The organism is Bradyrhizobium sp. 134 (assembly GCF_023074155.1).
Classification (GTDB): domain Bacteria; phylum Pseudomonadota; class Alphaproteobacteria; order Rhizobiales; family Xanthobacteraceae; genus Bradyrhizobium.
Genome location: NZ_JADPKX010000053.1, coordinates 563,867 through 576,910, shown reverse-complemented (window position 1 = coordinate 576,910; position 13,044 = coordinate 563,867). Strand labels below are relative to the sequence as shown.

Annotated in this window: 11 protein-coding genes and 1 pseudogene; 8 read left to right on the top strand and 4 right to left on the bottom strand. The window is 64.7% G+C overall.

All coding sequences use genetic code 11. The features are described from left to right. Positions 1 to 52: 52 nt before the first annotated feature. The 3 genes from IVA75_RS23645 to IVA75_RS23635 all read right to left on the bottom strand — a co-directional run bounded on the left by IVA75_RS23645 (position 53) and on the right by IVA75_RS23635 (position 3,568). Positions 53 to 1,348, bottom strand: coding sequence for an MFS transporter (locus tag IVA75_RS23645; protein WP_247286548.1), 1,296 nt, complete (start codon positions 1,346 to 1,348; stop codon positions 53 to 55). Positions 1,349 to 1,458: 110 nt separating this feature from the next. Next, positions 1,459 to 2,655, bottom strand: a complete 1,197-nt coding sequence (locus IVA75_RS23640) for an acetyl-CoA C-acyltransferase (RefSeq protein ID WP_247286546.1) — start codon at positions 2,653 to 2,655, stop codon at positions 1,459 to 1,461. A gap of 142 nt (positions 2,656 to 2,797) precedes the next feature. Then, on the bottom strand, positions 2,798 to 3,568 hold the full coding sequence (locus IVA75_RS23635; RefSeq protein ID WP_247286544.1) for an enoyl-CoA hydratase: 771 nt from the start codon (positions 3,566 to 3,568) through the stop codon (positions 2,798 to 2,800). A gap of 147 nt (positions 3,569 to 3,715) precedes the next feature. Here IVA75_RS23635 and IVA75_RS23630 point away from each other — a divergent pair, with 147 nt between their 5' ends. After that, the gene (locus tag IVA75_RS23630; RefSeq protein ID WP_247286542.1) at positions 3,716 to 4,255 is read left to right on the top strand and encodes a PaaI family thioesterase; all 540 of its coding nucleotides are present in this window, start codon (positions 3,716 to 3,718) and stop codon (positions 4,253 to 4,255) included. A 59-nt stretch (positions 4,256 to 4,314) separates the two neighbouring features. After that, the gene (locus IVA75_RS23625; RefSeq protein WP_247286541.1) at positions 4,315 to 4,935 is read left to right on the top strand and encodes a TetR/AcrR family transcriptional regulator; all 621 of its coding nucleotides are present in this window, start codon (positions 4,315 to 4,317) and stop codon (positions 4,933 to 4,935) included. Positions 4,936 to 5,047: 112 nt separating this feature from the next. Here IVA75_RS23625 and IVA75_RS23620 read toward each other — a convergent pair whose 3' ends face one another. Further along, entirely contained in the window at positions 5,048 to 5,956 is a 909-nt protein-coding gene (locus IVA75_RS23620) for a LysR family transcriptional regulator (protein WP_027569564.1), read from the bottom strand. 101 nt (positions 5,957 to 6,057) lie between these two features. On the opposite strand from IVA75_RS23620, the gene IVA75_RS23615 reads away from it, so the two are divergent. From IVA75_RS23615 to IVA75_RS23590, 6 genes and pseudogenes are all read left to right on the top strand, one after another. Then, positions 6,058 to 7,554 carry a CoA-acylating methylmalonate-semialdehyde dehydrogenase gene (locus IVA75_RS23615; protein WP_094896561.1) on the top strand — a complete coding sequence of 499 codons (1,497 nt, stop codon included), beginning with the start codon at positions 6,058 to 6,060 and terminating at the stop codon, positions 7,552 to 7,554. 119 nt (positions 7,555 to 7,673) lie between these two features. Beyond that, positions 7,674 to 8,819, top strand: a complete 1,146-nt coding sequence (locus tag IVA75_RS23610; protein ID WP_247286539.1) for an isobutyryl-CoA dehydrogenase — start codon at positions 7,674 to 7,676, stop codon at positions 8,817 to 8,819. After that, the gene (locus tag IVA75_RS23605; RefSeq protein ID WP_247286538.1) at positions 8,816 to 9,883 is read left to right on the top strand and encodes an enoyl-CoA hydratase/isomerase family protein; all 1,068 of its coding nucleotides are present in this window, start codon (positions 8,816 to 8,818) and stop codon (positions 9,881 to 9,883) included. Before IVA75_RS23610 ends, IVA75_RS23605 begins: the two co-directional genes overlap by 4 nt. A gap of 21 nt (positions 9,884 to 9,904) precedes the next feature. Then, positions 9,905 to 10,804 (top strand): annotated as a pseudogene (gene mmsB / locus IVA75_RS23600) (3-hydroxyisobutyrate dehydrogenase); the annotation flags it as partial. Further along, the gene (locus IVA75_RS23595; RefSeq protein ID WP_247286536.1) at positions 10,804 to 12,522 is read left to right on the top strand and encodes an AMP-binding protein; all 1,719 of its coding nucleotides are present in this window, start codon (positions 10,804 to 10,806) and stop codon (positions 12,520 to 12,522) included. The pseudogene mmsB and the gene IVA75_RS23595, both read left to right, overlap by 1 nt. After that, positions 12,523 to 13,002: a MaoC family dehydratase gene (locus tag IVA75_RS23590; RefSeq protein ID WP_247286535.1), complete on the top strand. Its 480-nt coding sequence runs from the start codon at positions 12,523 to 12,525 to the stop codon at positions 13,000 to 13,002. It begins immediately after the preceding gene. Positions 13,003 to 13,044: the final 42 nt, after the last annotated feature.

The window sequence follows — 13,044 nt, the reverse complement described above, 5'->3', positions numbered from 1 at the left end:
CGGGCGGATCGGTGACGCCGCACTCTACGGCGTCACCGGCAGCCATCAGATACTAAGCCATCGCGGCTTGCGGCTTTGGCTTCGGTTGTCGCGACAACGTCAGCACGATCAGCGCGGCGAACACGCAGAGCGCGCCGGCGATGAAGAAGGCGGGCAGGTAGCTCTGATAGACCGTCCGCGAGAAACCGGCGCCGAAGGCGGCGGTGCCCGCGCCGAGCTGGTGGCCGGCAAAGATCCAGCCGAACACCAGATTGGCGCGCTCGGGTCCGAATTTCTGCGCGGACAGGCGCACCGTGGGCGGCACGGTTGCGATCCAGTCGAGCCCGTAGAACATCGAGAAGATCGAGAGCCCATAAAACGAGAAATCGCTGAAGGGGAGGAAGATCAGCGAGAGCCCGCGCAGGCCGTAATACCAGAACAGCAAATAGCGGTTGTCGTAGCGGTCCGACAGCCAGCCCGACATGATGGTGCCGAAGAAGTCGAAGATGCCCATGGCAGCCAGCAAGCCCGCGGCCTGCACCTGCGGGATGCCGAAATCGAGGCACATCGGAATCAGATGCACCTGCACGAGGCCATTGGTGGATGCGCCGCAGACGAAGAACGTCGCAAACAGGACCCAGAACGCGCTGCTCTTCGAGGCGTCGCGCAGCGTGCCGAGTGCCACGCCGGTGATCGAGCCATGGCTGACGGGCGGGGCGGGCAGGGGTGTGGTGCCTTCGTCGCCGAACGGGCGCAGGCCCAAATCGCTCGGACGGTCGCGCATCGCGAGCAGGACCGCGAGGGCGGAAACACCAAGCGCGATGCAGACGAAGCCGAGCGCAAGCCGCCAGCCGAAACGTTCGGTGAGGCTTGCCAGCAGCGGCAGGAACACGAGCTGGCCGGTGGCGACGCTCGCGGTCATGATGCCGACGACGAGGCCGCGCCGCGCTGCGAACCAGCGCGTCGCGATGGTGGCGCCCAGCACCAGTGCGGTCATGCCGGTGCCGATCCCGATCACGACGCCCCACAGCGCCACGAGCTGCCAGACCTCCGTCATGCCGAGCGAGAGCACCAGCGCCGAGACGACGATGAGCTGCGCGGTCAGCGTGACGTTGCGGAGGCCGTAACGGTTGAGCAGGGCTGCCGCAAACGGCGCCATCAGCCCGAACAGGATGAAGCGGATTGACAGCGCGGAGGAGATCTCCGCCGTGCTCCAGCCGAATTCCTTCTGAAGCGGAACGATGAACACGCCGGGCGCGCCGACCGTGCCGGCGCTGATCAGCGCGGTGAGGAAGGTCACGCCGACCATCACCCAGCCGTAGTGGATATTGCGGCGGCCGAGTGTTGCCGCGAGCCAGTTCGAGATCATTGGGCCTCAATCTTGGTAGGCAGGATTTGAAACACCTGCGCAAGTTTGCAGAGTGGCACGAGACGCGTCTGTCTGAAATGACGGAGTTCCCTCATTTCCGGACTTTCACCTCAGTGCGTCAAGCGTTCCACCGCTATCGCTGTGGCTTCGCCGCCGCCGATGCAGAGCGCCGCGACACCGCGCTTGAGGTTTCGCGCCTCGAGCGCATGCAGCAGCGTCACGATCAGCCGTGCGCCGGTGGCACCGACGGGATGGCCGAGCGCGCACGCGCCGCCGTTGATGTTGAGCTTCTCGCGGGGAATGCCGAGATCGCGCTGCGCCGCCATCGCCACCACGGCGAAGGCTTCGTTGATCTCGAACAGGTCGACGTCGTCGGCGCTCCAGCCGACTTTGTCCAAGAGCTTGCGGATCGCCGGGATCGGGGCCGTGGTGAACCATTGCGGCTCCTGGCTGTGGGTGGCGTGGCCCTTGATCACGGCGAGAGCCGGCAGGCCGTTGCGATCGGCGAGTGAGCGCTTCGTCAGCACCAGCGCAGCGGCGCCGTCGGCGTTGGCGGAGGAGGCCGCCGGCGTGATGGTGCCGTTGGCGCGGAACGCCGGCTTCAGCCCGGGGATCTTCGCGGGATCGACCTTGAGCGGATGCTCGTCATTAGCGACGATGCGGGGGCCTGCCTTCTCGCTCAGCGTGATCGGCGCGATCTCGGCCTTGAACGCGCCGCCCTCGACCGCCTTGCGCGCGCGGCTCAACGTTTCCATCGCGAAGGCGTCCTGGTCCTTGCGGGTGAACTGGTAGGCTTCGGCGGTGGCCTCGCCGAAATCGCCCATGGAGCGGCCGGTCTCGTAGGCGTCTTCAAGGCCGTCCATCATCATGTGGTCGATGATGCGGTCGTGGCCGGCGCGATAGCCGCCACGCGCCTTGGCGAGCAGATACGGCGCGTTGCTCATGCTCTCCATGCCGCCGGAGACGACGATCTCGGCCGAGCCGGCGCGAATGATGTCGTGCGCCAGCATGGTCGCTTTCATGCCGGAGCCGCAGACCTTGTTCACAGTGGTCGCCCCTGTGGCGTCGGCCAGGCCGGCCGCACGCGCAGCCTGGCGCGCCGGTGCCTGGCCCTGGCCCGCGGGAAGGACGCAGCCCATGAAGACCTCGTCGACCTTCTCCGGCGCAAGCTTGGCACGCTCGAGTGCCGCGCCGATCACGTGCGAACCGAGCTTGTGTGCGGGAAGCGGCGACAGCTCGCCCATGAAGCGCCCGAGCGGGCTACGGACGGCGGAGACGATGACGACGGGATCGGCGGCTTCGGCCATGGGGGAGACTCCCTACGATGTCGGACATGTAAGATTATGAACATCATATGATGCGGCGCAAAAAATGCAACTGCGTCCGGCATGAGAAAATCTTGTGGTTCGCATGAGATTTGGTCGTGCGAACGGAAAAGGTTGAGAGCGCCTACCGCTTCCGATTCACAAACGCGCCCATCAGCCGCGTCGGCTCGTCCGTCAGGAACGACTCGCCGAACACCTTCACGCTCAAATTCACCGACTCCGTCAGCGGCAGTTCCTCCCATTGCCGCAGCAGTGCTTTCTGCGAGCGCAGCGCCTCGGGGCCGCATTCGAGCAGCGCCTGCACAAGGTGCTCGACCTCGGCATCGAGCCCGCCTTCCGGCGCGACCTTGTCGACCAGCCCCCAGGCCAGCGCCGTCGACGCGTCGATGTTCTCAGCGGTCATCACCAGCCAGCGCGCGCGGGCCCAGCCGATCAGACGCGGCAGCAGCGCGGCATGGATCACTGAGGGAATGCCGACGCGCACCTCCGGCATGCCGAAATGCGCATCATGGGCTGCGATCCGGAAGTCGCAGGCGGCAGCGACTTCGAGCCCGCCGCCGAGGCACCAGCCGGGCATGCGCGCGATCATGGGAGCCGGGAAGGCGCGCACGGCCTCGCAGAGGTCGCGCAGGCGGCTGATGAAGGCTTCGGCGGACTTCTGGTCGAGCCTGGCCATCTCCTTGATGTCGGCGCCGCCGATCATGCTCTTCTCGCTCTGGCCGCGCAGCACCGCAACCCGGATGCTGCGGTCGGACGAGAGCTGCTGCAAACCTTCGCGAACCGCATCGGTGACGGGCGAGCCCAAAATGTTCAGCGAGCCGGCATTGCAGATGGCGACGTGAACGACGCCGCGCGCATCGCGCGTCACGCCGCAGTGATGGTTGAGCATTTCCATGAGGGGATCTCTGAGTTTCGTGGACGTGCGAATGCGCCTGTCGGGATCACTTCCGGGCGAAACGCATTGGTTGTCAAGCGGGCGGGAGGGAGTTGCCAGCGCGAAGTCCGCAGAATAGTATGATGGAAATCATACCAAGAGGCCGCGATGACCAGCAACGATCAACCCGACCTGTTTTCGCCTGCGGGCCGGCGCGAGCGTGTGGTGGAGTGGCAGGTGCCTGCGCCGGTTGCGAAGGTGGCGATGGGCCTGTCAGGCATGGATGCGATGCTGGGCATCCGCGACGGAAGGCTGCCGCCGCCACCCTTTGCCAAGCTGATCGGCTTCGTCATGGCCGTGGTCGAGCCGGGCCGGATCGTCATGGAACTCGAGCCGCGCGAGGATCTCGAAAACACCATAGGCCTCCTGCACGGGGCCACAGCCGCCGCGCTGCTCGACACCGCCATGGGGTGTGCGATCTCGACCAGGCTGGAGCCCGGGCAGGGCTCCGTCACCCTCGATCTGAAAATGACCTTCCTGCGTCCGCTCTCGGTCCGGTCCGGGCTGATCGCCGCCGAAGGCAAGGTGATCAAGCTGGGACGCCAGACCAGCTACACCGAGGGTTTCGTCCGCGACGGTCAGGGGGCGCTTGCGGTGCACGCAACGGCGACCTTTTCCATGATCGGCAACAATTTTACCGGGAATTAATGCGCCGTCCGGCCGATATCCGTGTTATTAGATGACCTCCGACATTCAATGAGACTCGCATGCGCTATTCCCGGGAACACAAGCAGGAAACCCACGATCGCATCGTGAAGAAGGCCTCCGTGCGGCTGCGCGAAAAGGGCGCCCACGGCATCGGCGTCGCCGACCTCATGAAGGAGGCGGGCCTGACCCATGGCGGCTTCTACGCCCATTTCGATTCCCGCGAGGCGCTCGTGATCGAGGCGTTCGACTATGCCATGGATCGCTCGATGGAGCACTGGCGCAAGCAATCTGATCAGGTCGCGCCGGAGAAGCAGCTCCCCCAGATCGTGGAGACCTATCTCTCGACGGTGCATCGCGACAACCCCGGTCACGGTTGCTCGATTCCCGCGCTCGGCGCCGAGATCGCCCGGGAGAGCCCGAAGACACGAAAGGCCTTTGCGGGCAAGCTCGACGAGATGATCGAGATGATCACGGACTTCATCCCGAATCTGCCGCGCAAGGCCGCGCGCAAGCAGGCGATCGCGACGCTGGCGACCATGGCCGGCACCATGCTGCTCGCGCGCATTGCCGGCTCGAGCGATCTGTCGGACGAGGTGTTGAAGACGGGCAAGGACAGTGCGCTCGATGGCGCGCGGCGTGAGCCGAAGGTAACGGCGGCGAAGAAGGTGAAGCAGACTTAGGCCGAGGTGCCGTAGGTGGGCAAAAGCGAAGCGTGCCCACCATCCAACCGCGAGTGTGGAGACATGGTGGGCACGGCGCTAGGGCGGCTTTGCCCAACCTACGAGACCGTCCTTACCTTCCCGCAAACAGCGCCCGCTCGCGCTCCACAATCTCGGAAATATAATCTGCCACCGCGCGGATGCGTGCGAGGTCCTTGCTGTCGGCGTGCATCAGCATCCAGAAGGTGCGGGTGATCGAGACCTCTTCCGCCAGCACCGCAAGCAGCTGCGGATAGTCGGCCGCCATGAAGTGCGGCAGGACGGCGATACCGAAGCCGGCGAGCGTGGCATTGAGTTGTGCGATCAGATTGGCGCTGCGCAAGCGTGCGGAGACCTTCGGCGACACCTGCGGCAAATAGTCGAGCTCGGGCGTGAACAAGAGCTCCTCGATATAGCCGACGAAGCGATGCTGCGGCAGCACCTCGCGCGAGGTGATTTTCGGGAAGCGGTCGAGATAGGCGGGCGCGGCATAGAGTCCGAGGCGGTAGTCGAGCAGTTTGCGGCCGACGATGCGGCCTTCCTTCGGCATGGTCAGGCTGATCGCGATATCGGCCTCGCGCTTGGAGAGGCTGAACAGCCGCGCGGTGGCCACCAGTTGCAAATCGAGATCGGGATACCGGTCGGCGAACTGAGCGAGCCGGGGCGCCAGGAAGGCGGTGCCAAATCCGTCTGGCGCGCCGATCCTCACTGTGCCGGTCAGCCGCGCCACGGAGCCACCGACCTGCTCCTGGTTGGCGACGATGGTCGATTCCATGGCTTCCGCGCTGTCGGCGACGCGCTGGCCGGCCTCTGTCAGCAGGTAGCCGGTCTTGCGCCGGTCAAACAGCTTGGCCGAGAGGTGCTTCTCCAGCCGGTCGACGCGGCGGATGACGGTAGCATGGTCGACGCCGAGCTGTTTTGCCGCAGCCGAAACCGAGCCGCCCCGCACGATGGCCAGCACGAAGCGGAAGTCGTCCCAGTCGATAGCGCCTTGATCCAGCATTTTCGCACATCTATGGTGCATTATCTCAGACTTGAATCCTATAAAATGCAGGTCGATAGGATTTGTCAAAGCGTTCAAGCTCGCCTTAAGGAGACCATTCCATGCGTTCAGTCGGACATTTCATTGGTGGCAAGGAGGTCAAGGGCACCTCGGGCCGCACCGCCGACGTTTTCGAGCCGATGACGGGTGACGTCCAGGCCAAGGTGGCGCTGGCGTCCAAGGCCGAGGTCCGCGCCGCCGTGGAGAACGCCCGCGCCGCGCAGCCGGAATGGGCCGCGACCAACCCGCAGCGCCGCGCCCGCGTCATGATGAAGTTCGTCGAGCTGGTGCAGCGCGACTACGACAAGCTCGCCGAGTTGCTCGCCCGCGAGCATGGCAAGACCGTTCCGGACGCCAAGGGCGACATCCAGCGCGGCCTCGAAGTCGCGGAATTTGCCTGCGGCATCCCGCATCTGATGAAGGGCGAATACACCGAAGGCGCCGGCCCCGGCATCGACATCTACTCGATGCGCCAGGCGCTCGGCGTCGTCGCCGGCATCACGCCGTTCAATTTCCCGGCGATGATCCCGATGTGGAAGTTCGCGCCTGCGATTGCCTGCGGCAACGCCTTCATCCTGAAGCCGTCGGAGCGCGATCCCGGCGTGCCGATGATGCTCGCCGAGCTGATGATCGAGGCGGGCCTGCCGGCCGGCATCCTCAACGTTGTCAACGGCGACAAGGAAGCGGTCGACGCTATCCTCGACGATCCGGATATCAAGGCCGTCGGCTTCGTCGGCTCCACTCCGATCGCGCAATACATCTACGAGCGCGCAGCCCAAACCGGCAAGCGCTGCCAGTGCTTTGGCGGCGCCAAGAACCACGCCATCATCATGCCCGACGCCGACATGGACCAGGCGGTCGACGCACTGATCGGCGCCGGTTACGGTTCGGCCGGCGAACGCTGCATGGCCGTGTCCGTCGCGGTCCCCGTCGGCAAGTCCACTGCCGACCGCTTAATGGAAAAGCTGATCCCGCGCGTCGAGAGCCTCAAGATCGGCACCTCGATCGATCCGTCCGCCGATTACGGTCCGCTGGTGACGCGCGAGGCGGTCGAGAAGGTCAAGGGCTATATCGACATCGGCATCAAGGAAGGCGCGACGCTTGCCGTCGACGGCCGAGGCTTCAAGATGCAGGGCTACGAGAACGGCTTCTATCTCGGCGGTTCGCTGTTCGACAACGTCACGAAGGACATGCGGATCTACAAGGAAGAGATTTTTGGTCCCGTGCTCTCGGTCGTGCGCGCGCACGATTACAAGGAAGCGCTGGCGCTGCCGTCGGAGCATGATTACGGCAACGGCGTTGCGATCTTCACCCGCGACGGCGATGCCGCGCGCGACTTCGCGGCCAAGGTCAATGTCGGCATGGTCGGCATCAACGTGCCGATCCCGGTGCCGATCGCCTATTACACCTTCGGCGGCTGGAAGAAGTCGGGCTTCGGCGATCTCAACCAGCACGGCCCGGATTCGGTGCGCTTCTACACCAAGACCAAGACGGTGACCTCGCGCTGGCCGTCCGGCGTCAAGGAAGGCGCGGAGTTCTCGATCCCGCTGATGAAGTAAGGCTGTAGCCCAGCCCGTCATTGCGAGCGTAGCGAAGCAATCCAGACTTTCTCCTCGGACCCACTGGATTGCTTCGTCGCTTCGCTCCTCGCAATGACGAGAACAGTGAGCAGCCCAACATGCAGTTCGCTCTGAACGAGGATCAGATCGCGGTTCGCGACATGGCGTTGGTGTTTGCGGCGGAAAAGATCGCGCCGCACGCGCTTCGTTGGGACGAGGAGAAGCATTTTCCCGTCGAGGTGATGCGCGAGGCAGCAGCGCTCGGCATGGGCGGCATCTATATCCGCGACGATGTCGGCGGTTCCGCGATGTCGCGGTTCGATGCCGCGCTGATCTTCGAGGCGCTGGCAACGGGCTGTCCGACCACCTCGGCCTTCATCTCCATCCACAACATGGCGTCTTGGATGATCGATGCCTACGGCAGCGACACCCAGCGCCACACATGGCTGCCCAAGCTCTGCACCATGGAGCTGATCGCGAGCTACTGTCTCACCGAGCCCGGCGCCGGCTCGGACGCGGCAGCGCTCCGCACCCGCGCCGTGCACGACGGCGACCATTACGTGCTCAATGGTCAGAAGCAGTTCATCTCCGGAGCCGGCGGGACCGATCTGCTGGTCGCGATGGTCCGCACCGGTGGCGACGGTCCCGGCGGCATCTCGACTCTCGTGATCGACGGCAAGACGCCGGGCGTCTCGTTCGGCGCCAACGAGCGCAAGATGGGCTGGAACGCGCAGCCGACCCGCGCCGTGATCTTCGAGAACGCCCGCGTGCCGGTCGCCAACCGGCTGAGCGAGGAGGGCGTCGGTTTCAAGATCGCAATGGCGGGCCTCGACGGCGGGCGTCTCAACATCACGGCCTGCTCGCTCGGCGGCGCGCAGACCGCGCTCGACAAGGCGCGTTCCTACATGAAAGAGCGCAAGGCTTTTGGAAAACGCCTCGACGAATTCCAGGCATTGCAGTTTCGTCTCGCCGACATGGCGATCGAGCTCGAGGCCGCGCGTACGTTCCTGTGGCGCGCAGCGGCGGCGCTGGACCGCAAGGATCCCGACGCCACGATGCTCTGCGCGATGGCCAAACGCTTTGGCACCGATGCCGGCTTCGAGGTCGCCAACCAGGCGCTCCAGCTTCATGGCGGCTACGGCTATCTCAGCGAATACGGCATCGAGAAGATTGTGCGCGATTTGCGCGTGCACCAGATTCTCGAAGGCACCAATGAAATCATGCGGCTGATCGTGGCGCGCAAATTGATCGAGGGCGCGCGATGAGTGGAGTGGAGGAGGGCGATCTGGTCGCACGGGTCGAGGGCTCGGCCGGCATTATCAGGCTCAACCGCCCGAAGGCGATCAACGCCGTCACGCTGGAGATGTTTCGCGACATCGACAGGGCGCTCGACCGTTTTCAGACCGATCCAGCCGTTGCCGTGATCGTGCTGGAAGGTGCCGGCGAGCGCGGCCTGTGTGCCGGCGGCGACATCCGTGCGCTCTGGGAGAGTTCGAAGATCGACGGCGATCTCGGCAAGATCCTGTGGCGGGAAGAGTACATCCTCAACGCGCGGATCAAGAAATTCCCAAAACCCTATGTCGCCTTCATGGACGGCATCGTGATGGGCGGCGGCGTCGGGCTTTCGGCACATGCGAGCCATCGAATCGTGACCGATCGCACCAGGCTCGCGATGCCCGAGGTCGGGCTTGGCTTCTTCCCTGACGTCGGCGGCACCTGGCTGTTGTCACGCTCGCCGGGCGAGATCGGCACTTATTTCGGCCTGACCGGCCAGACCATGAACGGCCCCGATGCGATCCACGCCAGGTTTGCCGATGCAGTGGTACCGGCAGCCAAGTGGCCGGAATTGCGGGAAGCGCTGACCAAGGTTCGCCAAGGCGTCACAGCGGCCGATGTCAGTAAGCTCATCAACGGCTTCGCGACCGGGGAGACCGCTGGGCCGGTCGCCGCGAAGGAGCCGGCGATCGACGCACTGTTCGGCTTCGACCGCATGGAAGACATTTTTGCCGCGCTCAAGCGCGACGGTTCCGAGTTCGCGCTGGCGACATTGAAGACGCTCAACGAAAAATCGCCGCGCGGCATGGTGGTGACGCTCAAGCTGCTGCGGCTCGCGCGCACCGCGTCGAGCCTGGAAGAATGCCTGGTGCGCGAATATCGGGCTGCGCTGGAAGTCTTCCGCAGCGACGACTTTCGCGAAGGCGTGCGCGCCGCCGTGATCGACAAGGACCGCAATCCGACCTGGTCGCCGTCGCGGATCGAGGACGTCACGCCGGACATGCTTGCGCACTATCTCGCCGAGATCGGCGCCGACGAATTGAAGTTCAACTAATCAACGAAACGTTCAGCGGAGGAAACCAAGATGGCCACGATCGCATTCATCGGTCTCGGCAACATGGGCGGCCCCATGGCCGCCAATCTGGTCAAGGCCGGCCACAAGGTCGTCGCTTTCGACCTCGCCGAGGCCTCCCGCAACCAGGCCAAGGCCGACGGTGCCGGCATCGCCGAGAGCGCCGCGGGCGCGGTGAAAGACGCCGATGTCGTTGTCACCATGCTGCCGGCCGGCAAGCATGTGCTCGGCGTGTGGGGCGAGGTCGTTCCTGTCATGACCAAGGGCGCGCTGATCATCGACTCCTCCACCATCGACGTCGAGAGCGCGCGGCATGCGCATGCGCTCGCGGCCAAGCACGGCGTGCTTTCGGTCGATGCGCCGGTCTCCGGCGGCACCGGGGGTGCCAAGGGTGCGACGCTCACCTTCATGTGTGGCGGCGAGGACAAGGCGTTTGCAGCGGCAAAGCCCGTGCTGGAGAACATGGGCAAGAAGATCGTGCATTGCGGTGGTGCCGGCGCGGGCCAAGCCGCAAAAATCTGCAACAACATGATCCTCGGCATTTCCATGATCGCGGTGAGCGAGGCGTTCGCGCTGGCTGAGAAGCTCGGGCTCTCGCATCAGGCGCTGTTCGACGTCGCCTCGACCTCGTCGGGCCAGTGCTGGTCGCTGACGACCTATTGCCCGGTGCCCGGGCCGGTGCCGACCTCGCCCGCCAACAACGATTACAAGCCGGGCTTTGCCTCGGCGCTGATGGTGAAGGATTTGACGCTGGCGCAGGACGCCGCCAAGGCCGCGGGCGCGGCAACGCCGCTCGGCAAACATGCGCAGGATATCTATCAGTCATTCGACGCAGCCGGCCAGGGCGGGGTGGATTTTTCCGGAATTATCAAGCACGTTAGGGGGCTGGCCGGGAAAGCTTGATGACGACATTTCAGGAAGCGCGCGCGTTTCTGCTTCACAACCGCACGGACTACGAGACAGCGGTCAAGGGCTTCCGCTGGCCCCATCCTGTTCCCTTCAACTGGGCGCTCGACTGGTTCGACGCCGAGCTGGCGGCGAATGCGGATAGCAAGGATCGTCCTGCGCTCTGGATCGTCGATGCCGCGCAGGACCGGCAGACCAAGCTCTCGTTCGGGGCGCTGTCGCGCCGCTCCAACCAGGTCGCGAACTTCCTCCGCGCGCAGGGCCTCAAGCGCGGCGATCATCTCCTGCTGCTGCTCGGCAATGTGGTTCCGCTGTGGGAGACGATGCTGGCCGCGATCAAGCTCGGCGTCGTCGTGATTCCCGCGACGACGCTGCTCACCGCCGACGAGCTCCGCGACCGGCTCGATCGCGGCAAGGCGAAGGCGGTGGTGGCAGCGCAGGACCAGGTTGCGAAGTTCGCAAGTCTTGGTGCCGACAATATCGTCCGCATTGTCATGGGCGAGGCCTCCGATGGCTGGCTTTCCTATGATGACGCGGCAGAAGCGTCGGAGAGCTTTGCAGCCGACGGCCCGACCAACGCCGACGACCCGATGCTGCTCTATTTCACCTCGGGCACGACCGCAAAGCCAAAACTGGTGCGGCACAGCCAGCGCAGTTACCCCGTCGGCCATCTCTCGACCATGTACTGGATCGGACTAAAGCCCGGCGACGTCCATCTCAATATCTCTTCGCCCGGCTGGGCCAAGCACGCCTGGAGCTGTTTCTTCGCGCCGTGGAACGCAGGCGCGACCGTCTTTGTGGTCAACCAGCCACGCTTCGACGCCAAGGGCCTGCTTGCCACCATCGGCCGCTGCGGTGTCACAACGCTGTGCGCGCCGCCGACGGTGTGGCGGCTGTTCATCCAGGAGAACTTGGCGTCGTTCAAGGTGGCCTTGCGCGAGGTCTGTGGTGCCGGCGAGCCGCTCAATCCGGAAGTGATCGATCAGGTGCAGGCCGCCTGGGGCCTCACCATCCGCGACGGGTACGGCCAGACTGAAACGACGGCGCTCGCCGGCAACTCGCCGGGGCAAAAGATCAAGGTCGGCTCGATGGGCCGACCGCTGCCGGGCTATCGCGTGCAGGTCAGCGACGCCGACGGTCATCCGGCCAAGGAGGGCGAGGTGGCTCTGGTGCTCGGCGAAAACCGCCCCGCCGGCCTGATGCAGGGCTATCAGGGCGACAACGGTGAGCTGTCCGGCGCCGAAGGCGAGCTCTATCGCAGCGGTGACGTCGTGTTCGAGGACGACGATGGCTATCTCACTTTCGTCGGCCGCTCCGACGACGTGTTCAAATCGTCCGACTACCGCATCAGCCCGTTCGAGTTGGAGAGCGTGTTGCTCGAGCACGAGCTCGTCGCGGAAGCCGCCGTGGTACCAAGCCCGGATCCGATCCGGCTCGCGATCCCCAAGGCCTTTGTGCTGCTGACAGCCGGCGCGGAGCGCTCGCCGGAAACCGCGCTCTCCATCTTCAGGCATCTGCATACGCGCCTTGCGCCGTTCAAGCGCATCCGCCGCCTCGAGATCGTCACGGAGCTGCCGAAGACGATCTCGGGAAAGATCCGCCGCGTTCAGCTCAGACGTCTCGAGCGTGACGACGACCGCAACGATCCCCTGCGCGGCCGGGAATTCCGCGAAGAGGATTTTCCGGAGCTGCCGAAAACACGGAGTGAGACCTAAGTGAACGAAGTCTGGAAGAAGCCGCCGATCACGCTTCAGGCCTATCAGGCCATGGTCGGCAAGGAGATCGGCGTGTCGTCGTGGCACATGGTTGATCAGCCCCGCATCGACACCTATGCCGACGTGATCGAGGATCACCAGTTCATTCACGTCGATCCGGAGCGTGCGAAGAAGGAGACGGCGTTCGGCACCACCATCGCGCACGGTTTCCTGACGATGTCGCTGCTGTCGATCATGTCCTACGAGGTGATGCCCGTCATCGCGGGCACCACGATGGGGGTTAATTACGGTTTCGACAAGCTGCGTTTCATCTCGCCGGTGCGCTCGGGCAAGCGCGTTCGCGGCCGTTTCGTGCTGGCGGAAGCCAAGCTGCGCAAGCCGAATGAATTGCAGTCGCGCACCAACGTCACCGTGGAGATCGAAGGCGAGGACAAGCCCGCGCTGGTCGCTGATTGGTTGGGGTTGATCTATTTCGCCTGACGCTGGCCGTCGTTGCCGGGCTTGACCCGGCAACCCATCGCT

Coding starts and splice junctions, on each gene's coding strand:
- IVA75_RS23645 (WP_247286548.1), bottom strand. CDS start 1,348: ATGATCTCGAACTGGCTCGCGGCAACACTCGGCCGCCGCAATATCCAC.
- IVA75_RS23640 (WP_247286546.1), bottom strand. CDS start 2,655: ATGGCCGAAGCCGCCGATCCCGTCGTCATCGTCTCCGCCGTCCGTAGC.
- IVA75_RS23635 (WP_247286544.1), bottom strand. CDS start 3,568: ATGGAAATGCTCAACCATCACTGCGGCGTGACGCGCGATGCGCGCGGC.
- IVA75_RS23630 (WP_247286542.1), top strand. CDS start 3,716: ATGACCAGCAACGATCAACCCGACCTGTTTTCGCCTGCGGGCCGGCGC.
- IVA75_RS23625 (WP_247286541.1), top strand. CDS start 4,315: ATGCGCTATTCCCGGGAACACAAGCAGGAAACCCACGATCGCATCGTG.
- IVA75_RS23620 (WP_027569564.1), bottom strand. CDS start 5,956: ATGCTGGATCAAGGCGCTATCGACTGGGACGACTTCCGCTTCGTGCTG.
- IVA75_RS23615 (WP_094896561.1), top strand. CDS start 6,058: ATGCGTTCAGTCGGACATTTCATTGGTGGCAAGGAGGTCAAGGGCACC.
- IVA75_RS23610 (WP_247286539.1), top strand. CDS start 7,674: ATGCAGTTCGCTCTGAACGAGGATCAGATCGCGGTTCGCGACATGGCG.
- IVA75_RS23605 (WP_247286538.1), top strand. CDS start 8,816: ATGAGTGGAGTGGAGGAGGGCGATCTGGTCGCACGGGTCGAGGGCTCG.
- IVA75_RS23595 (WP_247286536.1), top strand. CDS start 10,804: ATGACGACATTTCAGGAAGCGCGCGCGTTTCTGCTTCACAACCGCACG.